The following is a 22581-nucleotide window of genomic DNA, read 5'->3' as shown; positions in this document are numbered from 1 at the left end:
TGAAAATGTAAATGAAATCAACGCGGCCGTTTATCCTTATGGATAGCGGCTTTTACTTTTTTGGAATGTGTCCAAGGTTAAAACAAGGCTAATAAGTTTTTCTTAAGTTAAGTAATAAAAATTCCGTAATTTTCCTTATAGACATTCATACGTACAATAAGAACGGGCAAAGGGGAAGGGGGAATACCAAATGAAAAACAACAAATTATCTTATTTACTAGGTTCGATGATTAGTAACTTTGGAGACGGCATCCAGCAAATTGCTATAATGTGGTATATCTATCATTTAACAGGTGAAGCACTTTCAATAGGTGTGATGATTGCCATTTATTATTTACCAAGTATTTTGCTAACACCACTTGTATCCGTTTATGTTGATCATCATCATTCAAAAATCATTGTCGTCATGACAGACATCTTTCGTTTCATTATTGTACTAACCATGTCAATATTCATCCTATTACATTTTGAATCAACGCTTTTGATCTATTTTTTACAGTTTCTATTAGCTGTCTGCTACACCATTTACAAACCTGCCGAGCAGTCTTTCATAAAAGAATCATTTCAAGATAGAGATATTCCCTTTGTTATCTCCAAATCTTCATCACTCAATGAAGGTGCACTAATTGCAGGCTCAGCAGTTTCAGGAGTTCTGCTGATAAAATTGTCTTTATCTCTTAGCTTCCTAATTAATTCGCTTACATTTTTACTAGCTGCCATTCTCTATTATTTGGTGAAGCAGATTAATACCAAACAAAAGAAACAGAGTAAAATTCAATACTACTCAGAGCTGATTTCCGGATGGGATTTTATCAAGAATCGGGAGGGAATGAGATACCTCCTTTTTTTATCCATATTAAATAGCATTAGTATCCAAATGACTACAACCATTCTTTTACCGTTAGCAAAGGTATTTAAGGGAGGCAGCGGATTATATTCGGTGTTTGATATTTCTTTTGCAGTAGGGGGAATACTCGCAGGAATCGTTGTTACATATTTTTTGAAAAAATATAAACAATGGTCGATTGTTATTACCATGATGGGGATGGCAACAACAGCGGGTTTAATATATTTTAATAGTTATAAAATGACAGCTGTTATTTTCATATTTGTTCTTGGATTATTTACGATGTCCCACTTAATTATTACTCAAACACTAATCCAATTGAATTCAACAAAAGAGTATATTGGGAGAGTCGTTGGACTAAGAACGATTTTAGCCTCCATCGTAAAAATTACATCTGCCCTAACAACAGGGTTTTTAATATCGAAAATTGGAGTAAGTCATATATTCCTTTTATTTTCGCTTATTATTATTGCTAGCTGTTTTACTTTAAAGGGTTTAAAAAAAGTAAATGTTTCTAATATAACGGAGTACTAGCCATTTGAAAGGACCTCCCTCTTGTTGAGTGGAGATCCTTTTGTGGTTAAAGAATAATGCTTTCTGGTTGATGCTCTTTTCGTTTTTTTAGCGTTTCAACCAGGGAACGGAACAGCTTTAATGAGCGTTGAAAAACCGGACTTTGAATGAATGTGTAAACAAAAGTGGCAATAAACACCGGGCCGCTTAATAAAAAGCCCACAATTAAAACCATACTTTCTACGATGATCCTTGCTTGGCTTACAGACAGTCTTGTTTTATCAGAAATGGAAAGCATAAATCCATCACGAGGGCCAGCGCCAATTCCTGCGGCCACATACATCCCGCCACCAATCCCGGTAGTAACTATAGCAACCAATAAAATAATGTAATCCATCCAAGTGTGTGTTGCCTTCGGAAGAATATCCAGCCAAAGGAAAAAATCCATTATGGGTCCTATGCACAAAGCATTTAAGATCGTCCCAATATTAATATAGCTTCTAGCCACAAAGAACGAAACGAGGATTAGAATTAAACCACAGACAACACCCCATGTACCAATGGTCAAACCAAAATGCTCATAAAGAGCAACATTTAGGACTTCCCACGGATGTAGACCAAGATATTTGACTTTAACCGCAATCGCGTTGCCTAAGCCAAAAAAGGTTAACCCTAAGAAGAACAAACAATACTGAAAGAATTTCAATTCAGTTACCTCCAAAATCATAAAGACTATTCTGAATTTTCTCCTATCTACAAATCTTAATTTATGAATAGATATTAATCAATGGTTAATTAGAAATATAGAATACATATTCTTCGACTGTTATAATCTGAATTATGTTAATATAAACAATATTATTGCAGAAAAGATTGAGGGGGGAATGATTTTGAATTTTTTTGCATCAGAAAAACTACAAAAAATGTCAGCAAGTATTTTTCAAGAAGTAGCTAATCGTAAAAAAGAAGCTATCAAAAGAGGAAAAGATGTCATTGATTTAAGTGTAGGATCACCTGATTTTCCGCCGCCATCGTTTGTTGTGGAAACATTGATTGAGGCCGCTCAGGACACAAGTCGCTATGGGTACACTCTGACAGGGATTCCAGAATTTCATGAAGCAGTTAGTTATTTTTATCAACAAAGGTATGCCGTTGATCTTAACCCTGAAAAGGAAGTCCTGCAGTTAATGGGGTCACAGGATGGGTTGGCACATTTGGCTACAGCATTTATTAATCCAGGAGATTATGTTTTGGTTCCGGATCCTGGATACCCGATATATGAGGCAAGTGTAAATATTGCAGGTGGAATAATTTATCCTATGCCGTTGGTAGCTGAAAATAAGTTCCTGCCCCCAGCTGGAGGAAATTCCGCTAGAAGTTTTACATAAAACCAAAATGATGATCATCAGCTATCCTGGGAACCCTGTAACTGCATTAGCAGATAGAGAATTTTTTGAAAAGGTAGTGGATTTCGCTAAGCAGCATGGGATATTAGTTGTTCATGATTTTGCCTATTCAGAATTAATATTTGATGATCATCCCCAGCTTAGTTTCATGTCGGTTCCAGGAGCAAAACAGGTCGGAATTGAATTTAATTCACTGTCAAAAACATTTAATATGGCTGGCTGTCGAATTGGTTATGTGGTTGGCAATGCGCAAGCAATAGCGATTCTTGCTTCATTAAAGTCACATATCGATTATGGAATTTTTTATCCAATCCAAAAGGCAGCGGTTACTGCACTGACCTCTGACTTTCAATATCTTCGTGAACAGGTAAAAGAATATGAAATCCGTCGGGATACATTAATTTCTGGGCTAAGGAAAAGTGGCTGGCAGGTGGAAAAGTCACCTGCAACGATGTTCGTTTGGGCTAAAATTCCCTCAGGCTGGACCTCTCGAGAATTTACCTTTGAATTAATTGACCAGGCGGGTGTGGCAGTGATTCCAGGTGATGCATTCGGAAAATTAGGGGAAGGGTATGTTCGTATTGCCATGGTACAGCCGCCCGAACGGTTATCGACCGCTGCAGAAAGAATCCAGCAATTTCTTTTAAAACAGGCAATAACAAATTAACCATAGGAGAGAATGGATCTTTATGAATAAGGATCCAGTCTCTTTTTTAACAGATTATGTATAAAATTGTCACAGCCACAGTCCTTGATACTGTGGTAATTTATGTCCCGATTCAATGGAAGGAAGCAGACCGGTAAATAGGAGAAGGGTCTATTGCCCGTGGGAAGAGCAAAAGGGAGCGTCTGGTAAATAGAAGAAATGTCTAATGCCCATGGTAAGAGGAAAAGAGAGCGACTAGTAAATAGGGGAAGGTTTGATTGCCAGGCAAGGTTATCTGCTATTACAGATAAAGGACTTTTGTTATCTTAATTGCGACTATGTCTCTGTCTAGGCTCCTCTAGCCAATCGACCCGCTTGATCTGAAATAATAGCCAGGCGCTTTCATAACTTTTATCCAAAATTATACAATTTATTGACATATGAACGAACGTTAACTAATATATTATTAGTGGTAAAAATATCCAAACCGTTTTAAAGAAAGGATGATTCTCGTGAATAAATTTGTGTGCACAACTTGTGGAACACAATATCCAAACTCCCCACTGCCTCCTAGCTCTTGCATGATTTGTGAGGAGGAAAGACAATATGTAAACCCGAATGGGCAAGACTGGACAACATTAGAGAAGTTAATTGAGTCACAAAAATATAAAAATAATATTCTATTAGAAGAGGAAAACTTGTACAGTATCACCACGTCACCTTCTTTTGGAATCGGTCAAACTGCTTACCTCATCAAAGGAAATGACTTTAATGTATTATGGGATTGTATAACCTATATTGATGAAAGAACGATTGAGGAGATTCAGCAAATGGGAGGCATTAACGCGATTGCTCTTTCCCACCCTCATTATTATTCAGCACAGATTGAGTGGGCAAAAGCATTTGATGTCCCTATATACATCCATGAGGATGACAAGGAGTGGATTGTGAATCCAAGTGATCATATTATTCTATGGTCTGGAGAAAAGCTGGTCTTACATGAGGGAATGACTATTCACAGATTAGGCGGACATTTTAAAGGTGGAGCAGTTTTACATTGGGAGGATGGAAACGAAGGGAAGGGCGTCCTTTTAACAGGAGATATCATCCAAGTAGTGGCAGATAGAAGGTGGGTAAGCTTTATGTATAGTTATCCTAACTTGATTCCATTACCTGCTAAAACAGTTAGAGAAATAGCAGAGAAGGTTAAGCCTTTATCATTTAATCGAATTTATAATGCCTTTCATAAGACTGTAAAGGAAGATGCAAATCAATCTGTTCAATTATCAGCAGATCGATATATTAGGGCAGTTCAAGGAGAATTGTTCCAAACCTAATTTTTTTGCCAACCTTGTGAACGAACGTTAATTCATTGGAGGTATGAAAATTATTCCAAGAGGTGCATCATGAAAAAGGAATTATTGAGTTCGAATAGCATCCAGGTGAAGACAGTAATTAATGAGAAAACCATAGTTGGAAGAATTGTCATCTCATTAGTAATGAGAACGATTTTATTTATCATATTTGGTGCCCTTTAAGTTGGAATCTTTGCCCTAGCAGGAAAAAGTTCTCCCCTACATGAAGCGGAGAAATGGTGGCCATTTCAAGCTATATTCGCCAATTTCGTTACCTTTCTCATTTTAAGGAGTTTCTTGAAAAAGGAAGGCTATTCGTATCTTTCCATTTTTAACTTAAAAAAAAGGCAGGGCCAAAAAAGATACACTTGAAACGTTAAGGCTCATTGTTGTCGGTTTTCTTGCAGGGGCTATTCCCTTGTTTCTATTCTCTTATATATTATTAGGATCCTTTACACCACCAGAAGTGATGTTTCAAAAACTTCCATTGTGGGCCGCATCAATAGCCCTAGTTTTGTTTCCCATATCGAATGGTCTTGTGGAAACACCCACATATATTGGCTACGCACTTCCAAGGATAAAGGAAAGGTCAGGAAAACTGTGGTTAGCCATTCTACTATCGGGATTGTTCTTAGCTTTCCAACATGTTGCCTTACCATTAGTTTTTGATGGACCTTACGTGATGTGGCGGTTTTTATCCTTTTTACCATTAGCTCTGATTTTAGGGTTAATTTACTCTAGAACTAATCGCTTATTGCCCATTGCGATTGCTCATTTTCTTATGGACCTTCAGCTTGTGGTACAGCTTTTGTTAATGACAATGAAATAATAGGGAGTTTTTCCAGATGAATCATTCAGTAACAAACCTTGATGTAAACAGTACAAAATATAAAATCCTTGAGGCTTCAATTGAACTATTTTCTCATAAAGGTTTTTCTGCCGTATCCGTTCGGGAGCTTACCAAAGTCGTTGGGATTAAAGAAAGTGCTTTATATAATCACTTTAAGTCAAAGGATGAAATATTAGAATGGATTTATGCGTTATTTCGTAAACATCATACTAAAACAAGACCTAATCTGGAAACACTAGAGGCAATTAGTAAAAGTGTGACAATCAACCAATTTTTAACTCGGGGGATCATTCATTTTAAACTGGCTGTTGAAGAACCCTTGCACGAAAAAATGTGGAGAATACTAAATATTGAGCAATTCCGTGACCAAAGGGCAAGAGAGATCATCATGAATGATGTATACAATGGAACCATTGATTTCTTGGAAACGGCGTTTGAGTACTTCATCAAGGAAGGAAAGCTTAGTCAGCAAAATGCAAGAATTTTGGCCATAGAGTATCAGTATCCGTTATTTACTATGATGACAGAATATCTGCTTCTGAAGTATGACAACATAGACACTAGAGAAGTAGAATCCAAGATGGAGAACCATCTCAACTTTTTTCTTGCATCCATTTGTTAGTTTTAATTATTTCTTCTATAAACTGTTTATTAAACATATATATTTTTAAGGCTGTGTTAAACCCTGTTGATTGGAGCGGAAGGCACGAAGACTCCTGTGGGATTATGGTTCAGGGGAGACCCCGCAGGCGCGTTTCTCCGAGGAGGCTCGCCGAAACACCCACGAACCGCTCGTGCCTGGAGCGGAGATCAACAGGCACGTTTAACAGAGCCAATTTTAAAAGGGCCTTCACATACTTGAAGGTCTTTTACTTTGATTATGAAAGAGGGATACAAATGCCAAGTGAATTACAACATGTAGAATTAGATATCCCAATTGATGTAATCTGGAGATTTATTCGGGATCCAAGTAACTGGGCACCATTGGTTCCGGGTTATATTCAACATGCAGAAGTAAACGACAACCAAATCTTCTGGGAGTTCAAAAGTGACTTCCTAGGCATTATGAAGAAAAAGGTTAGTTTAATTATTGACAATATTGAGTGGAATGAGCCGGCAAGGGTAAGCTTTGAATTAAAACGTTCTAATGATAAATATTTAGGTGAAGGTTATTTCGAAGCAAAAGCAATAAATAGAAATAAAACACGAGTGACAGGGTTCCTTGAAATTAATGCCACCGGTCCTATGGGAACGCTTGCTAATACACTCTTTAAAAAAGCCATTCAAAAATCCGATGAAGAAGTGGCAGTAGCTATTTCTACTAAATTAGAAGAATTTAATAGAAGGTAGGAAGAAAGCATGACTTGTTCAAGGCGAATGAGTCGTGTTTTTTTTGCTATGGGTAAAAAGTTAAGGTTTTCTTAAGCCTCCAATGATAATGTAAGTCTAAATTATTGTTGCAGGAGGAAAAAGTATGTTTCCGAAGAAATCAAAAAAACGAATAACCATGTTCATGATTGCTTCTATAGTTGGAATTGGGAATTATTCTTACATACCTACAGCTTTTGCTGAAAGTACAGTTGTTGTACAGGAGAATGAATCTTGGAATACACTTTCAAACTTGCAAATTGAAGGGGTTAAACTCGATCGTGATTTTACAACAAGTGTGAATGAATACTCCGCCAATGTTGACAACCAGACAAAGGTAATGACTCTACTCGTTGAAAGTGAAAATCCAGATTCTGTTATTACAATTAATGACACGCCGATAAATAGCAGTATAGCTGGCACATTTTCACTTCAAACAGGAGTAAATAAATTCCTCATTACAGTTACTGACGGTACCCATCCAGCGAACACCTACACCCTTACCGTCACTAGAAAACAAAACGGTAATAATCTCTTGAAAAATATTGAATTATCAAATGGAAAGCTATCACCAATCTTTTCATCTGACATGTCGGCGTATGATGTGGAAGTAGCAAACGACGTACCTTTTCTTACGATCACACCTACTGCAGCTGAATCCACATCAAGCATTCAGGTAAATGGGTCTAGCTTAAAAGGAGATAGTACCACCGAAGAATTACCAGTCGGAAAAACGGTCATACTTATTGTGGTTACCGCAGAAAATGGTGAAACAAGGACCTATACATTAAATGTGATCAGAGATGGATCGTCTATCTCGAAATCAGCCAACGCATCCCAAAATAATAGAACCAATTCTTTTCTACCAACCATGAACCAACAAAGTAATAACACCGTTAGCACCGTAGCAGCTAAAGTCAGTAAAGCAACTCTTTCTTCATTAACAGTTAATGAAGGTACATGGGACAGTGAATTTTCTGCTAATGAATTTACGTATCATGTGGCTGTTGACAGTAATGTTGATTCGATCACAATAGCCCCAAAAGCAAACTACAGCAGTACCACCATTTTAATTGAAGGTAGCACAAGCAAAACCATTATGTTAGATGACGATAACAAAACGGTTATTTCTGTTGTGGTATCTTACAGTGATGATGATCGGAAAACCTATGTACTAGTCATTGATAGAAAAGCATAATTACTATTCTCAAGAGCCTGCATGGTGCAGGTTTTTTTCTTTTTTTTAAAAAGTAAGTTATTTCTTTCACATGATGGGTAAATTTATGTTATATTTATATATAAAAATTTAGCGAATTTTTTGACTAAAGGAAGGTGAATGGTATGGCAACAGAATTAAAAGTAAATGACAGCAGTCTTCCGTTGCGTCGCGATGTGAAATTACTTGGAAAAATGCTTGGTGAAATTCTTGTCAATCATGGTGGATCTGAATTATTCGAAAAAGTAGAGAAAATTAGATTGATGTCAAAGACTTTAAGAACTCACTTTGATCAAGAAATTTATACTAATTTAAAAGATGAAATCGCTAATCTAAGCTCTCCGATGAGAAAGCAAATTATCCGTGCTTTTTCTATGTATTTCCATTTGATAAACGCAGCTGAACAAAACCATCGTATCAGAAGACGGAGGGAATATCAGCTTCAAGATGATAATATTGTACAGCCTGCATCCATTGAGAGTGCGATTCTTTCACTAAAAGAGAATGATATTAATGAAGATGTGATTCAAAAAGTTTTACATACGCTATCCTTAGAATTAGTAATCACGGCTCATCCAACTGAGGCGACTAAGCGCTCCATTCTTGAAATTCAACAGCGAATTGCGGACATCTTAAAAAGTCTAGATCATCCTTTGTTAACTAGCAGGGAAAGAAAAAAGCTTGAAGAAAGCTTGTTTAATGAAGTGACGATTCTATGGCAAACCGATGAACTACGTCAGCATAAGCCTACTGTGTTGGATGAAGTAAGAAATGGATTGTATTATTTTGATCAAACACTTTTTGAGGTGCTTCCGGAGATACACCAGGAAGTTGCCGACAATTTAGGTAAGTATTATCCTCATGCTGCATGGGAAGTTCCTAATTTCCTTCGTTTCGGTTCATGGATCGGCGGAGACCGTGACGGCAACCCGAATGTTACCCATGAGGTCACATGGGAAACCTTAAATAGACAAAGAAGATTGGTACTAAAGAAGTACAAGAATGTATTAGTCGATCTAATGAAGAGGTACAGCCAGGCTACTACACGTGTAGAGGTTAGTGAAGAATTACTTACTTTTATCGAAGAAAAAGAAGATATTTACTTAAAAGAAGACAAAAAGTGGCCAAATAAAGCGGAAGTGTATCGTCGGGCCTTCGCACTGATTATTGAACGAGTTAAGCATGTGGGATCCTCAGAATTAGGATATAAGTCTGCAGAGGAATTATTAGAAGACTTATATCTTATTAAAAGAAGTTTAAAGATGCATCACCCTGCAGCGCATGAATTAAAAATTATTCAGAAGCTGATTCGTCAAGTTCAGTTATTTGGATTCCATTTAGCAACATTGGATATCCGTAACCATAGTGGAGAACACGAAGCGGCTATCACAGAGATTCTTCGTAAAGTAAGAATCACTGAAAACTATGCGGAACTATCCGAAGAAGAAAAAATAAAGATTTTACAAAATATCTTAATGGATCCACGCCCTGTACTACTTTTGAATGAAGATTATTCTGCGGATACGCAAGAAATGATTAAAGTATTCCAAATGATTAAAGAGGCACATGAAGAGTTTGGGAAACGTTCCATTTCTGTCTACCTTGTTAGTATGACTAAATCACCAAGTGACTTGCTTGAAGTTTTAGTCCTAGCTAAAGAGGCGGGAATTTATCGACTTCACGCAGACGGCACTTTAGAAAGTCATTTAAATGTAGCTCCATTGCTGGAGACAATTGATGACCTTGTTGCTGGTCCTAAGATTATGGAAACCCTCTTTGAAATGCCATTGTACCGCAATCATTTGAAGATTTTAGGGGATCAACAGGAAATCATGCTAGGATACTCTGATGGTAGCAAGGATGGTGGAACACTTACTGCCAACTGGAAGCTATATAGAGCCCAAATTGAAATTCATAAAATGGCTAAGCAGTATAATATTGGCCTTAAATTCTTCCACGGACGCGGTGGTTCGCTTGGTCGTGGCGGCGGTCCATTAAACAAGAGCATCTTATCTCAACCGGCTGAAACCATTGGAGATGGTGTAAAAATTACCGAACAGGGGGAAGTATTATCGTCAAGGTATTTACTTGAGGATATTGCTTACCGTAGTTTAGAGCAGGCGACTTCTACCTTACTGCTTGCAGCAACACATGTATCAAAAGAGTCAGGATATCACCGCGATCCTATTTGGGAAGAAACCATTGAAGAAATTGCGGGTATTTCTTTAGGGAAATATCAATCATTGGTGTTTGGAGATCCAGACTTCTTAACATACTTTAATGAAGCAACACCATTAAGGGAATTAGGTGACCTAAATATTGGATCAAGACCAATGAGTAGAAAAAATAGAGGTCGTTTTGAGGATTTAAGGGCAATCCCGTGGGTGTTTGCGTGGACTCAAAGCAGGCAATTGCTTCCTGCATGGTATGCTGCTGGAACTGGACTAGACACTTTTGCTTCAAAAAGTGCTGAAAATCTCCAGCTCTTACAACAAATGTATGAGAAGTGGCCATTTTTCCGATCAACGATTGATAATTTACACATGGCGTTAATGAAAGCTGATATTACCACTGCAAAGGAATATTTAACTCTTGTTCAAGATAAAGCAATAGCAGATAGAATTTTTACAAATATTTTAGAAGAATATGAAAGAACGAAAGCTATCTTATTGAAAATAACAGGGGATAATGAATTGCTGGATCATACTCCAAATATTCAAGAATCGGTTCATCGACGAAATCCTTATGTTGACCCATTAAACCACCTTCAAGTTGAGTTAATTAAAGAATTAAGGAAGCAAGAAGGAGAGAATGATGAATTACTCACACAAGTTCTTCTAACTATAAGTGGTATATCTGCTGGATTAAGGAATACTGGCTGATACCCAACTGAATCGGAGGCTGACTCATTTAGTCAGCCACTTTTTATTTTGGAAAGAGTTCAAATTTTTGAACATTCTATGAAATGAATGAGTACTCATTCGTTTTCTTGCACGATTCGACAATTTTCGGAATTTCTAAATGATATATTTTAGCCAATAGGAGTATATGTGTTTGGAGGGAATGAAGATGTCAGTAGAAGAAAGAGTGGTACTTGAAACTCAAACGGTTGCTGCGATGATTGAATCGTTAGCAAATAACGCAGTAAATGCACTTGAAGCTTTTCGCTGTTTTACCCAAGAAATGGTTGATGAAATTATTAAGCAAATCGCTGTTACTGCACTTGAAAATCATAGGCATTTAGCAAAGCTTGCTGTAAATGAAACAAGAAGGGGAGTTTACGAAGATAAAGTTTTTAAAAATATGTTTGCTACAGAATTTATCTACAACAATATTAGGGATATGAAAACAGTAGGTGTGATTAGCGAAAACGAAAATGAAGGAATGGTAGAGATGGCTGAACCAGTAGGTGTCATCGCAGGTGTCATTCCAATTACCAATCCAACATCAACTGTAATCTTCAAATCTCTTATTTCACTTAAAACAAGAAACCCTATCATTTTTGCCTTTCCTAAATATGCTCAAAAATGCTGCACAGAGACTGCCTCATTATTAAAGAATGCCGCCATACTGGCAGGCGCTCCTGAGAATTGTATTCAATGGATTGAGTTACCTTCTCACGAAGCCTTCCAAGCCTTAATGATACATCCAAAGATTTCCCTCATCTTAGCAACAGGTGGACCTAACTTGGTAAAAGCTGCTTATAGTTCTGGTAAACCAGCAATTGGTGTTGGAGCAGGAAATGTTCCTTGTTATATTGAGAAAACTGCAAATATAAAACGAGCAATCAATGATGTAATATTATCTAAAACCTTCGATAATGGAATGATTTGTGCTTCAGAACAAGCACTAATCATTGATCAAGAAATTTACAATGAAGTTAAACAGGAAATGATAGAAAATCAGTGCTATTTCCTAAATGAAGAAGAACGAAAACTCATAGAAAAAGTAGCCATCTTCGAGAAAACGAATTCTATTAATCAATTAATCGTTGGTTTACCAGCTTACATGATCGCAAAAATGGCAGGAGTGAATGTTCCTGTAAATACGAAGATTCTAATTGCTGAATTAGAGGGGGTAGGTCCAAAATTTCCACTTTCTTGTGAAAAACTCAGTCCAATCTTAGCCTGCTATAAGGTTAATAGTTTTGCAGAAGGATTATTGATTGCGGAGGAAACGCTGGAGTATGGGGGACTTGGACATTCAGCAGCCATACATACAGCTGAGCAAACTCTAGTTGATAGATTCGCAATGCGCATGAAGGCTGGCCGTATTATTGTCAATACACCTTCTACCCATGGAGCCATCGGTGATATCTATAACACTTCACTCCCGTCCTTAACGATAGGATGTGGAACCTATGGAGGAAATTCAGTGTCACAAAATGTTGGAGCAGCTAATCTCATCAATATTAAAAAGGTAGCTAAAAGACGAACATTTACACAATGGTTTAAGGTCCCATCCCAGATATTTTTTGAGAAAAATTCAATTCAGACGCTTGCCTCAATCCCGAAAATTTCGAAAGCATTTATTGTTACAAGCGGAAGCTCTTTGGGAAATGGTTTTGTAGACAAAGTTATTTATTATCTGGATAAGAATCCAAATAAGGTTCAATATGAGGTGTTTTCTGAAATTGAACCAGAACCTAGTATTGAGACGGTTATGCGTGGCGCAGATAGAATGAGAGGTTTTCAACCTGATGTCATTATTGCCCTCGGTGGCGGGTCGGTCATGGATGCCGCAAAAGCAATGTGGTTGTTTTACGAACATCCAGAGACAGATTTCCATAGTTTGACTAAAAAATTCTTTGATCCGAATAAGCGAGTGGTTAAATTCCCAGTTCTACGTGGGAGGGCAAAATTTGTTGCCATTCCAACGACTTCAGGTACAGGTTCAGAAGTAACAGCATTTTCTGTTATTACGGATAAAAAAGTAAACATAAAATACCCGCTTGCAGATTTCCAACTAACACCGGATGTGGCAATTATTGACCCGCAGTTTGTAATGTCTGTTCCTAAGCATGTGACTGCGGATACAGGGATAGATGTATTGACCCATGCTATTGAAGCATATGTTTCTGTTTTAGCAAATGATTATACGGACGGCTTGGCCTTAAAAGCCATTCAGCTGGTCTTTGAGTATTTGCCAAGAGCATATCGAGATGGAAGTGACGAATTAGCTCGAGAAAAAATGCATAATGCATCAACAATAGCTGGAATGGCATTCGCTAATTCATTTTTAGGAATTAACCATAGCTTAGCACACGTAATTGGTGCGGAATTTACTATTCCACATGGGCGTGCCAATGCAATTCTTTTACCACATGTGATACGGTACAATTCAGCCAAACCAAATAAATTTATGACGTACCCTAAATATGAATACTTTATTGCTGATAAACGCTATTGTGAAATTGCCAAAATACTAGGATTGCCTGCTAGTACAACGGAAGAAGGAATCGACAGCTTAATTCATGCGATTTTGCAACTCGCAAAAGAATTAGATATTCAAATGAGTATAGAGGGAAATGGTGTTTCTAAAACCGTATTCGAAAGCAAGGTTCTTGAAATGGCAGAACGAGCATTTGATGATCAAGATACCATCGCCAATCCAAAACAGCCATTTGTAAGTGAACTAGCAGAAATATATCGACGAGCTTTTAAAGGAGTATAGAGCTTAAACCTGAAAGAATAATGAGGAGGGGAATAAGTTGGAATATCAAAAAAAACCATGGTTAAAATTTTACGACCCAAGGATTAGTGAAACGGTTTCGGTTGAGTACGATTCATTGTTTGATCTATTAAAGCAGGCAGCCAATATTCACAATGAAAGACCTGCCCTTACTTTTTATGGAAGGTCTTGGAGCTATAAGGAAACCAAAATGATCTCTGAATGGTTTGCTGCCTCTTTATATCGGATTGGTCTAAAAAAGGGAGAACGTCTCGCCATAATGCTGCCAAACTGCCCTCATTATATATTTAGTCTTTTTGCAGGGTTTAGGCTAGGTGCAATTTCTGTTCAAGTTAATCCGATGTACGTCGAAAGAGAAATAGAATATGTGTTAAATGATTCTGAAGCAAAATATATGGTTGTATTTGAGGATTTGTATTCAAGAGTAAAGAGGGTGCAACCAAAGACTTCTTTAGAGAGGATTATTGTTGTTGGTTTTGGTGCTAATAGAATTCAACTGGCTGATGGAGATGTTTACTTTGAGGATTTCCTTACACATGATAATGTCATTCCTGAAATTCCGATTGATATAGCTGAGGATGTCGCCATATTACAATACACTGGTGGGACAACTGGAGTGTCTAAAGGGGTTATGCTTACCCATCACAACCTGTTAGCAAATATCATTCAGGTATGTGATTTTACCTACAATGCGGTGGATGAGAAGCCTGAAAATTTTTAAAATTGTGAGTGTGCTTCCGATGTTCCATGTGTATGGACTTTCGTGTAATGCACTTTCTGCCATTAGGATTGGCTGTAACCAGCTAATTTTACCTAGGTTTGATGTGAATGAAGTATTAGAACTGGTTAAAAGGGAAAAACCATTTCAACTGACAGCAGTCCCAACAATGATTTTCGCTTTTAATAGTCACCCAGATTTAGAGGCAAGTAATCTAGGAGATATCTATTATTTAAGCAGCGGAGGAGCACCTCTTCCGGTTGAGCAGGTAAGGTCCTTTGAGAAAAGAGTTGGAGTAAGATTGGCAGACGGGTATGGATTATCAGAAACGGCTCCATCGGCAATCTCTACACCACCATTCTTACCAAGAAAATTAGGAAGCGTTGGTATTCCTTTGCCAGGCACTGAAGCTAGAATTGTAACACAAACTGCTCATGGTATTGAAGATGTCCCAATTGGGGAAGCAGGAGAATTAATCCTACGTGGACCGCAGGTAATGAAGGGCTACTGGAAACGGCCTGGTGATACGGAAATGGTCTTAAGAGACGGTTGGCTTTTCACTGGAGACATTGCAAAAATGGATGAAGATGGGTACTTCTACATTTTGGATCGTAAGAAAGATATTATTATTGCCAGCGGCTATAATGTTTATCCACGTGAAATCGAAGAAGTGCTCTACCAGCACGTGGCAGTGGAGGAAGCCATTGTGATCGGTGCACCAGATAGTTACAGAGGGGAGACGGTTAAAGCTTTTGTAAAATTAAAGACAGGCATTCTTGTTACGCCCGAAACATTAATTGAATTTGCTAAAGTTAACTTAGCCCCCTATAAGGTTCCAAAAGAAATCGAAATCCTTGATGAACTGCCAAAATCATCCGTAGGTAAATTCTTGAGACGGATGTTACGAAAAGAAGAAGAACAACTACATGTTTAACCACAATATCAAACTCCCACATGAACTACTTCAAAGTTTTCTATTAATAATCCATCTTAGAAAAATTCAATATTCAAAAATTAAAATTTAATAATATAGGACGTGATTAATTTGGCAAATAAAGAAACAGAATCACAAGAAACCAATGAGGATTTGGAACAAAAGGAAGAGATACAACTAGAATATGACGAACTAGAACAGCTTTCCAGTTTGGATTTACTATGGCGGCATGCATTTGGAGAACTAGATGAATGGGCAAAACGGGCTGATTTTCGCGATGAAGTATTGTTAAAAGAAGCAAAGTTATTCTCTGAGAGTATAAAAAGAAATCAGGGAAACGTAAAGGAGATAATAGAAAAATTTAATAAAGAATTTGCTGAATGGGAGAGAATGGCACGAGAGGAATTCCTAATGTCTACGACTAGTCTTCAGCATTTTTTTCCGATTCGATCTTATGAGGAAATAAATGCTCAGATTGATAAAATCCAAAAGAAAACAATGTCAATTCTTGATGCACCGTGTCATACGGTTAATAGCTATTTTACAATGGATAAAGATATAGAAATGATCGACCAATACATCTCATTGAGGAAAAAAGGTAGGATGCGATATATTCATGCTGTTAAACAAGTAGGGAATTTAATTTATGAAAGTCAGAGGGGCTTTGTCAACCTTTTTGCGAGACAAATAAAAACGATTATGTTTCCACTTAATAAATATTTAGAAAAAACCGAAGAACTTTAACGATAGCTTAAAGGGGAGATGCAATATGACTAAAGATAAAACGTATGACCCATTTGAGGGCGTTAAGCGGATTAGTGAAATGTGGGAGAAGCAATTAAATGGTCTTTTGTATATGATGACGGACAACAATGAGTTTGTCCGCCTCATGAAAACCGGTACCGAAAGCCATGCGCGATATATGGAGCTATTAAGAAAAAACCAAGAGGTAATGGCTGGCATAATGAATATACCGACGAAAAAAGATGTGGCAGATGTAGCGAAGATTTCTATTCAAGCCGAAGAGAAAATAGATAAATTAGAGGAACAAATCTGGAATTTACAGGATAGCATGAGTTCACTTAATAATGAGTACTTAGAAGTTCTTAAAGCCGTTAATCAAGAGTTGTCACAAATAAAGGATATTAGAGCAGAACTTGCATCCATAAAAACTATTCTTGCAAAAGGAAAAGGAAAAGAAAAAGATAAAGTAAAAGAGCTAGAGCTCTCAGGTGTTGGCGCATCTAAATAAACTTGAAAGGTGAGAATGAGGATGAGAGTAAAAGCACCGGGTCCTAATTTTATTCCCCAGCTCGATATAGAGAAAGAAACTGCAAGATGGAATCAAGTATATAAGGTTCTTACAGAGCCTAAACCAGATATTACTCCGACACCAAGAGAGATTATTTGGAAAAAGAATAAATCCACCTTATATTATCATCCTGCTAAAAATAAAAAATATGAAATTCCTATATTCTTAGTCTATTCCCTGTTAAATAAATCATATATTTTAGACATTGGTGAGGGTAGTAGTGTTGTGGGTGGTTTAACAGAGCGAGGCTATGATGTTTATTTTTTAGACTGGGGTTCACCAGGATATGAAGATCGTGAGATTACCCTTGATAATTATATTATTGATTATTTAGAAAATGCGGTAAAGCGGGCACTTAGGCATTCTGGAGCAAAGGGTATTTCGATGGTTGGTTATTGCCTAGGAGGAACCATTTCAGCCATCTTTACCTCTATTACAAAACTACCAATCAGAAATTTAGTTCTTGCAACCGTTCCGATTGATTTTAGTGTGGGGATTGTTCCGCATAAGTGGTTAAAAGGACTACAAAAGGGTGTGATGGACTTTAACCGGTTTTCTGATGTGTATGGGGTTATTCCATCGGAATATATGTACCTCATGTTTAGAGGGCTTTCACCCGTTTATATCAGTCCTTGGGTTAACCTAATAACCCGGGCACATGACCCTAAGTATGTAGAAAAATGGCGACGGATGGATAAATGGACAAAGGATACTGCTTCATTTGCAGGTGCAGCCTTCAAACAGTTATTTAATGATTTCTACAAAGATAATAAACTACTAAAAGGTGAATTAGAAATCGGTGGCAGGAAAGTAGATTTAAAAAATATTGAGTGCCCAACCTTTGTATTTTCGACATCGAGAGATACTCTAGTATTAGAACAGCAAAGTGTGCCAATTATGAATATGATATCAAGTGAAGATAAAACATATCAGGTATTTGAAGGCGGACATGTTTCCCTCGCTTTAACAGGAATGTTTGCTAAATTTGCTGACCAGTGGCTTTCATCTCATTCACACTAAATACAGTAGGAACGGGAAGGACATTGCCCTTCCCGTTTTTTACAATATAGGAAAGTATAAAATTCAACTTTGAGAATTGTCCAGCTCCAGCGCCTAGTCCGTCGGGTCAAATAACCTTCGGCAAGTAAAGTCAAAGAGCGACTTTTCTTGCCGAAGAACATTTGCCTGTTCGGGGCTGACCAATGCGCTTGCGCTTTTCTTATGCAACTGACTTGTGCTGAATTAAGAACTTGCGGAGCAAGTTGTTAAATCTGTCTTTGGCTTCTAACTTGGCAATATGTCCAGTATTTCTCATGATAATAAATTCAGAAGGCAAAATCAACTTGTGCATGCATGCTTGAATCCAAACAGGTAATACAGAGTCGTACTGGCCGCCTATGATTAACGTTGGAATGTTTATTTTAGGCAGTAAGGACAAATTATTTACATCCAGACATGTGTTCAAGGATTGTAGAAATATGTGATGTTTTGGGTGAAAGGAGTGGTTAAATATTTCTTTCATTTCTTTATTCCATGAGTATAGAGCCATTTTTGAAATAAAATCGGTTTGTTTACCAGCAACTGTAACAGCTTCAAACTTAGCTTTTCGATTTTTATACAATAGTCTTTTCAGCTTTTTGGGGAAATAGTGAAAGGTGCTAACCAACAAGAGAGTACGGCAGAGGTTTGGGACTTGGCGGTAAATTTCTTGTGCAACGGCTCCACCCATAGAGTAACCGAGTATGTGAGCGTTTTCAATTTCTAACTCTTTTAATAGTCCAATAATGTCAGAAGCAAAGTTGTGAATCGTAATACCATCTATTTTTGAACTCTCACCATGACCTCTCAAATCGGGAATAATTAACTCAAATTGATCAGCTAATTCGAATTGATTTTTCCATCCTTCTTTCACTTCCCCTAACCCATGGATAAGTACCAATGGTTCTCCACTTCCAAAATGTAAGTATGGGATTCCCATTTTGCTCCATTTAGATTTTTCCATTTTACACCACCTTTTCATTTTTATTTAGTTTATAACCAATTTTAGGATATTGTAAACCTTTTAATTTGGCATATAATCATATTTATTTACTGCATTGACAAAATATTACTTATAGGTGTAAAATACATATAGGTGAGGTGATAAAGATATGGTAAACCAAGACAATCCAGCTGTTAATCCATCAAAAAATTTTGTGCTGCCATTTATTTTATTGCTTCTTAGTAAAGTTTCGCTCCATGGTTATGAACTTAGCCAGAAATTGGAGGCATTCGGGTTCAAAACGCTTGACCAAGGGAATTTATACAGATTACTAAGGCAACTAGAAAAAGACGAGCTTGTTTCATCAGAATGGGATACAACTGGGAGTGGTCCCGCTAAAAGAAGATATTCTATTACAAAAGCTGGTGTTACATATTTAAAAGGCTATGCGAACCAACTAGAAACGTACCAATCCCTCTTAGATCAATTCTTTAAGATGTATACCAGTTTCCTTGAGCTCTATATTCCTTCATTTCAAAAGAAGGATCCCATAGAGAAAGAAAACAATGGAAAAAGGAGGAGGAAGGACGATGGTGCAGAAGAAAAATGAAAAGGTTACAGCTGTTGATGAAAAAGCAACTCCAATAGTAGAGGAATCGATAAAAACAGGTTCATTTGTTAACACATTTTGGGATCAGTTTGAATTATCACGTGAGCGTGTACAACAGCTTAGAGAAAATCGTGAGGACGCATATATTAATGCATTAAAAGAGGGTTATTAAGTTTAATAAGCAATATAGATCTTCAATTGCAAAATTGTATAGTCAGTCCAAGGAAACAAACAAAGAAATGGTATCAGAATTTATGCATCAATTAAATGTTGCTAAGGATGAACCGATGGATGAAGAAATTTTCTCTAATGACCGTCAAGAACTTAAGAATCAGTTAAAAGAAGTATCAGGGCAGTTAGAAAAATTGGCATTAACTCCAATTAAATCTATTTTCCATATGGTTGATCGTTTGGAAGATAGCTTTGAAAAAAATGCCGAATCTAGCATTGCATTTTCCCGCGAACGAAGACACGCATGGTTCGAGGTAAGAAAAGAATATATTAAACTTGCTAGGAATACTCATTTAAATCTTGTCGAACGGGGAAAAAACAGTATTAAAGAACTTGTTAAAACGCCGTGATTTAAAATAGAACTTAAGGAGCTATAAACAACATTGATATTCGTAAAAATTCTATACAGAAGCAAGAACCACAATCACTATTAAATAGTTAAGATTGTGGTTATTTTTATTTCATTTTTGTACTTTTTTCGAAATATATTCGTAAAAATTACCATTGAAATATAAATGTAATAAATTCATAACTAATGTGACAATATTTGGTGATATACTTCTAAATAGGATGATATTGGTAAAATCTTGTAAATATTTTCTTGTAAAAAGCAATTGTCAGATGAGTAAAAACTCCTTAAAAAAGAGGCAGGGGGAACCATTGATTAAAAAGGTAGTAGTAGTCAGTGCGGCGATAATAACCATATGCATCTTTCCAACACAAAAAACTAAGGCAGAGGAAATAACCACAATTCAGGAGCAACGTTCGGATGTACAAACGGAGATTTCCAAAAATAATGAGGAACTTTTACAAGTTCAAAATGAATTGGAAAAAATTTCAGAGCAAATTAATAGGGTCGAACATGCGATCATGGATAATAGTAATATGATTGCCGAAACTGAAGGAAAAGTAAAATCCACTCAGTTGGAAGTGGAAATGTTGCAACAGGAGGTTACGTTCACAAAGGATAGAGTGGCTAAAAGAAATGAAGTATTAAAAAAGAGAGCATTGGCATTACAGGTGAGTGGAAGAAATGTTAGTTATTTTGATGTGTTACTAGGGTCATCGAGCTTTCGTGATTTTGTTGACCGATTAGGTGCTGTTGCCACCATCGTAGAGGCCGATCAGGATCTAATACAACAACATAAAGAAGAACAGGCAGAGCTTGAAAAGAAACAAGCGCTGGTAGAGGAAAAACTAGGTGATTTAAAAAATTTAAAAATAGAACTCGAAGGAATGCAGTCGCAAATCTTAGAACAAAAACAACAGAATGATGCTTTAAAAGAAGAGTTAAAAAAAAGAGAGCAAGAAAAATTAGTAGAGAAGGCTGAATTAGTTCAGAAAGATACTGCACTTGCTACAGATTTAAATAATCCTTTAGAAGCGAATACGTTTAGTTTAAATCTTGCCATACCTACAACATCCAATGAAGCAATAAATATGGTGATCCATTCAGGAGAAAAGTATATTGGCAATTCTGTTTATGTTTTTGGAGGGGGGAGAAATGAGTACGATATTTCTCAGGGAAGATTTGACTGTTCTGCATTTGTAGCTTGGGCGTTTGCACAAGCAGGAATTAAAGTAGGTCCACATACAGATTTATTAAAGGATACTGGAACAAGGGTTGCAGTTAGTGAGGCACGCCCAGGCGATTTGGTCTTCTTTGATACATATAAAATAGATGGGCATGTAGGGATTTATCTTGGCGGTGGAAAATTCATTGGTTCACAAAGCTCGACAGGTATTGCCATTGCCGATATGACACAAGGCTACTATCAGAAAAAATTTAATGGACGTGTAATGAGAATTATTAATGATTAATGTAAATGGAAGAAGCGATGCTTTCTATAGCATCGCTTCTTTTTATTGATTAGTATTTGAAATTAATTTTTCTAAACCTGCTTTCATTTGAAGAAGCTCCGCCTCACTTTTTGGTTCTAATTCCACCTGGCCGCCCTCATTAAAACTTAGTTGAAACTGGGGGAGGTGAGAGCTTTCTGTTTTCACATTATGTGCTAAAAGTTTTACGTGTTTTAGACCAATGTTTCCGATTTCAGGGACAAAAGGTTCGCTGAATTCTGCGTTGGTCACGGATAAAGTTAGATTTTGGAAAATGATTTTTTCTTTAGAAGTCATAGTGGTAGTGACCAAGCCATTTGAGGTTTTAATTATTTTTCTGATCACTAAGTCCTCTGATGAAAGGTTTTCAAATTTTAATTCCAACATGGAACGATTTTTTTCAACAGCAGTATTACCAACAGTCATCACTGGATTTTGTAGTGTTCCTTCCAATTTGCTAGCTTCAATGATAAATCCAACTACTGTTGGGTTACTAGCATAACTATCCTTTGTTAAGAAAAGTAATCCGCCTAATGTAGTAATCAAAATAATTAGGATTTTATAAGTACTGTTTCTATGTTTCAAAGCCATCACCATTTCTGCGAATGCAATCAAATTTTAATCCGGTAAAACGTCCTTTCCAGATGCCACTTCTTTTTCAGCTATTTGATCAGGTTGTGATTGTATACTTGTTTCCCTTTGTGCAATCTCAGGTTTCCAAGCAATCATCATTGCTCCACCAATTATTCCGAGAATGGTTCCGATGAAAAGCCCTCCTAATGCACCTAAAATGGAAAGAACTGCCGCGAACATAGCTAATATTCCAAGCAATGTTGTTAACCTAGGCATAAAAAATGCCAAAATGCCCATTAGCAGTGTTAAGCCTCCGAGAAAGAAGCCTGCAAACAATGTGCTACCGGGGGTTGCTGCAAGTTCATAAAGCTGTGCTGGTACGTATAAAATGATTAGTCCTGAAAGGGATGACAAGGTCGCCCCCCAAAAAGGGCGCCTTGCTCTCCAATTCTTAAACCGCTCACGTTTTGAATAAGTAGAATTCATTTTTA

Annotated in this window: 22 protein-coding genes and 1 pseudogene; 19 read left to right on the top strand and 4 right to left on the bottom strand. The window is 37.0% G+C overall.

The annotated features are described in order from the left end of the window. Positions 1-190: 190 nt before the first annotated feature. Positions 191-1381: an MFS transporter gene (locus QE429_RS19145; RefSeq protein WP_307289286.1), complete on the top strand. Its 1191-nt coding sequence runs from the start codon at positions 191-193 to the stop codon at positions 1379-1381. 46 nt (positions 1382-1427) lie between these two features. On the opposite strand, the gene QE429_RS19140 is transcribed toward QE429_RS19145, so the two are convergent. Next, positions 1428-2087 (bottom strand): YczE/YyaS/YitT family protein, encoded by a 660-nt coding sequence (locus QE429_RS19140; RefSeq protein WP_373463211.1) that lies wholly within the window; start codon positions 2085-2087, stop codon positions 1428-1430. A 157-nt stretch (positions 2088-2244) separates the two neighbouring features. Between QE429_RS19140 and QE429_RS24490 the strand changes: the two are divergent. The 14 genes and pseudogenes from QE429_RS24490 (at position 2245) to QE429_RS19065 (ending at position 17876) form a co-directional block, all read left to right on the top strand. After that, positions 2245-3433: pseudogene (locus QE429_RS24490) on the top strand (LL-diaminopimelate aminotransferase). A 491-nt stretch (positions 3434-3924) separates the two neighbouring features. After that, the gene (locus QE429_RS19125; RefSeq protein WP_307289280.1) at positions 3925-4749 is read left to right on the top strand and encodes an MBL fold metallo-hydrolase; all 825 of its coding nucleotides are present in this window, start codon (positions 3925-3927) and stop codon (positions 4747-4749) included. A 69-nt stretch (positions 4750-4818) separates the two neighbouring features. Next, positions 4819-4950, top strand: coding sequence for a hypothetical protein (locus QE429_RS19120; RefSeq protein WP_307289279.1), 132 nt, complete (start codon positions 4819-4821; stop codon positions 4948-4950). A 235-nt stretch (positions 4951-5185) separates the two neighbouring features. Continuing rightward, positions 5186-5596 (top strand): CPBP family intramembrane glutamic endopeptidase, encoded by a 411-nt coding sequence (locus tag QE429_RS19115; RefSeq protein WP_307289278.1) that lies wholly within the window; start codon positions 5186-5188, stop codon positions 5594-5596. A 16-nt stretch (positions 5597-5612) separates the two neighbouring features. After that, positions 5613-6239 carry a TetR/AcrR family transcriptional regulator gene (locus QE429_RS19110; protein WP_307289277.1) on the top strand — a complete coding sequence of 209 codons (627 nt, stop codon included), beginning with the start codon at positions 5613-5615 and terminating at the stop codon, positions 6237-6239. A gap of 275 nt (positions 6240-6514) precedes the next feature. Beyond that, on the top strand, positions 6515-6967 hold the full coding sequence (locus QE429_RS19105) for an SRPBCC family protein (protein WP_307289275.1): 453 nt from the start codon (positions 6515-6517) through the stop codon (positions 6965-6967). A gap of 124 nt (positions 6968-7091) precedes the next feature. Next, positions 7092-8183 (top strand): cadherin-like beta sandwich domain-containing protein, encoded by a 1092-nt coding sequence (locus QE429_RS19100; protein ID WP_307289274.1) that lies wholly within the window; start codon positions 7092-7094, stop codon positions 8181-8183. A 143-nt stretch (positions 8184-8326) separates the two neighbouring features. Beyond that, the gene (ppc, locus tag QE429_RS19095) at positions 8327-11083 is read left to right on the top strand and encodes a phosphoenolpyruvate carboxylase (RefSeq protein WP_307289273.1); all 2757 of its coding nucleotides are present in this window, start codon (positions 8327-8329) and stop codon (positions 11081-11083) included. Positions 11084-11270: 187 nt separating this feature from the next. Next, a complete protein-coding gene (adhE, locus tag QE429_RS19090; RefSeq protein WP_307289271.1) occupies positions 11271-13874 on the top strand; it encodes a bifunctional acetaldehyde-CoA/alcohol dehydrogenase in 2604 nt (867 codons plus the stop codon). Positions 13875-13911: 37 nt separating this feature from the next. Beyond that, positions 13912-14613, top strand: coding sequence for an AMP-binding protein (locus tag QE429_RS19085; protein ID WP_307289269.1), 702 nt, complete (start codon positions 13912-13914; stop codon positions 14611-14613). After that, the gene (locus QE429_RS19080) at positions 14591-15544 is read left to right on the top strand and encodes an AMP-binding protein (protein WP_307289268.1); all 954 of its coding nucleotides are present in this window, start codon (positions 14591-14593) and stop codon (positions 15542-15544) included. Before QE429_RS19085 ends, QE429_RS19080 begins: the two co-directional genes overlap by 23 nt. A 102-nt stretch (positions 15545-15646) precedes the next feature. Next, complete coding sequence (locus tag QE429_RS19075) at positions 15647-16288, top strand: hypothetical protein (RefSeq protein ID WP_307289266.1); 642 nt, start codon at positions 15647-15649, stop codon at positions 16286-16288. Positions 16289-16313: 25 nt separating this feature from the next. After that, positions 16314-16796, top strand: coding sequence for a coiled-coil domain-containing protein (locus QE429_RS19070; RefSeq protein ID WP_307289265.1), 483 nt, complete (start codon positions 16314-16316; stop codon positions 16794-16796). A gap of 21 nt (positions 16797-16817) precedes the next feature. Beyond that, positions 16818-17876, top strand: a complete 1059-nt coding sequence (locus tag QE429_RS19065) for an alpha/beta fold hydrolase (RefSeq protein ID WP_307289264.1) — start codon at positions 16818-16820, stop codon at positions 17874-17876. A 199-nt stretch (positions 17877-18075) separates the two neighbouring features. Here the strand turns inward: QE429_RS19065 and QE429_RS19060 are convergent, their stop codons facing one another. Beyond that, complete coding sequence (locus tag QE429_RS19060; protein WP_307289263.1) at positions 18076-18858, bottom strand: alpha/beta fold hydrolase; 783 nt, start codon at positions 18856-18858, stop codon at positions 18076-18078. Positions 18859-19006: 148 nt separating this feature from the next. On the opposite strand from QE429_RS19060, the gene phaQ reads away from it, so the two are divergent. The 4 genes from phaQ to QE429_RS19040 all read left to right on the top strand — a co-directional run bounded on the left by phaQ (position 19007) and on the right by QE429_RS19040 (position 21499). Then, positions 19007-19447, top strand: coding sequence for a poly-beta-hydroxybutyrate-responsive repressor (gene phaQ, locus QE429_RS19055; RefSeq protein WP_307289261.1), 441 nt, complete (start codon positions 19007-19009; stop codon positions 19445-19447). Continuing rightward, the gene (locus QE429_RS19050; protein WP_307289260.1) at positions 19428-19619 is read left to right on the top strand and encodes a hypothetical protein; all 192 of its coding nucleotides are present in this window, start codon (positions 19428-19430) and stop codon (positions 19617-19619) included. Before phaQ ends, QE429_RS19050 begins: the two co-directional genes overlap by 20 nt. A 34-nt stretch (positions 19620-19653) precedes the next feature. Continuing rightward, positions 19654-20028: a hypothetical protein gene (locus tag QE429_RS19045; protein ID WP_307289259.1), complete on the top strand. Its 375-nt coding sequence runs from the start codon at positions 19654-19656 to the stop codon at positions 20026-20028. Between the two features lie 310 nt (positions 20029-20338). Then, the gene (locus tag QE429_RS19040; RefSeq protein WP_307289257.1) at positions 20339-21499 is read left to right on the top strand and encodes a coiled-coil domain-containing protein; all 1161 of its coding nucleotides are present in this window, start codon (positions 20339-20341) and stop codon (positions 21497-21499) included. A gap of 42 nt (positions 21500-21541) precedes the next feature. Here QE429_RS19040 and QE429_RS19035 read toward each other — a convergent pair whose 3' ends face one another. Beyond that, positions 21542-22102, bottom strand: a complete 561-nt coding sequence (locus QE429_RS19035; RefSeq protein WP_307289256.1) for a hypothetical protein — start codon at positions 22100-22102, stop codon at positions 21542-21544. A gap of 33 nt (positions 22103-22135) precedes the next feature. Continuing rightward, a complete protein-coding gene (locus tag QE429_RS19030; protein WP_307289255.1) occupies positions 22136-22576 on the bottom strand; it encodes a DUF6114 domain-containing protein in 441 nt (146 codons plus the stop codon). Positions 22577-22581 lie beyond the last annotated feature (5 nt).

Origin of the sequence: Bacillus sp. SORGH_AS_0510, assembly GCF_030818775.1 — a bacterium.
In the GTDB taxonomy this organism is placed as follows: Bacteria; Bacillota; Bacilli; order Bacillales; family Cytobacillaceae; genus Neobacillus.
Note: the sequence above shows the minus strand (reverse complement) of the source record. Positions and strands in the feature narration are given on the sequence as shown.

What these genes read in the sequence shown, in the direction of transcription:
- phaQ (WP_307289261.1), top strand. Translation starts at nt 19,007, where the DNA reads ATGGTAAACCAAGACAATCCAGCTGTTAATCCATCAAAAAATTTTGTG.
- ppc (WP_307289273.1), top strand. Translation starts at nt 8,327, where the DNA reads ATGGCAACAGAATTAAAAGTAAATGACAGCAGTCTTCCGTTGCGTCGC.
- QE429_RS19050 (WP_307289260.1), top strand. Translation starts at nt 19,428, where the DNA reads ATGGTGCAGAAGAAAAATGAAAAGGTTACAGCTGTTGATGAAAAAGCA.
- QE429_RS19105 (WP_307289275.1), top strand. Translation starts at nt 6,515, where the DNA reads ATGCCAAGTGAATTACAACATGTAGAATTAGATATCCCAATTGATGTA.
- QE429_RS19100 (WP_307289274.1), top strand. Translation starts at nt 7,092, where the DNA reads ATGTTTCCGAAGAAATCAAAAAAACGAATAACCATGTTCATGATTGCT.
- QE429_RS19080 (WP_307289268.1), top strand. Translation starts at nt 14,591, where the DNA reads ATGAGAAGCCTGAAAATTTTTAAAATTGTGAGTGTGCTTCCGATGTTC.
- QE429_RS19145 (WP_307289286.1), top strand. Translation starts at nt 191, where the DNA reads ATGAAAAACAACAAATTATCTTATTTACTAGGTTCGATGATTAGTAAC.
- QE429_RS19140 (WP_373463211.1), bottom strand. Translation starts at nt 2,087, where the DNA reads ATGATTTTGGAGGTAACTGAATTGAAATTCTTTCAGTATTGTTTGTTC.
- QE429_RS19060 (WP_307289263.1), bottom strand. Translation starts at nt 18,858, where the DNA reads ATGGAAAAATCTAAATGGAGCAAAATGGGAATCCCATACTTACATTTT.
- QE429_RS19120 (WP_307289279.1), top strand. Translation starts at nt 4,819, where the DNA reads ATGAAAAAGGAATTATTGAGTTCGAATAGCATCCAGGTGAAGACAGTA.
- QE429_RS19030 (WP_307289255.1), bottom strand. Translation starts at nt 22,576, where the DNA reads ATGAATTCTACTTATTCAAAACGTGAGCGGTTTAAGAATTGGAGAGCA.
- QE429_RS19070 (WP_307289265.1), top strand. Translation starts at nt 16,314, where the DNA reads ATGACTAAAGATAAAACGTATGACCCATTTGAGGGCGTTAAGCGGATT.
- QE429_RS19065 (WP_307289264.1), top strand. Translation starts at nt 16,818, where the DNA reads ATGAGAGTAAAAGCACCGGGTCCTAATTTTATTCCCCAGCTCGATATA.
- QE429_RS19110 (WP_307289277.1), top strand. Translation starts at nt 5,613, where the DNA reads ATGAATCATTCAGTAACAAACCTTGATGTAAACAGTACAAAATATAAA.
- adhE (WP_307289271.1), top strand. Translation starts at nt 11,271, where the DNA reads ATGTCAGTAGAAGAAAGAGTGGTACTTGAAACTCAAACGGTTGCTGCG.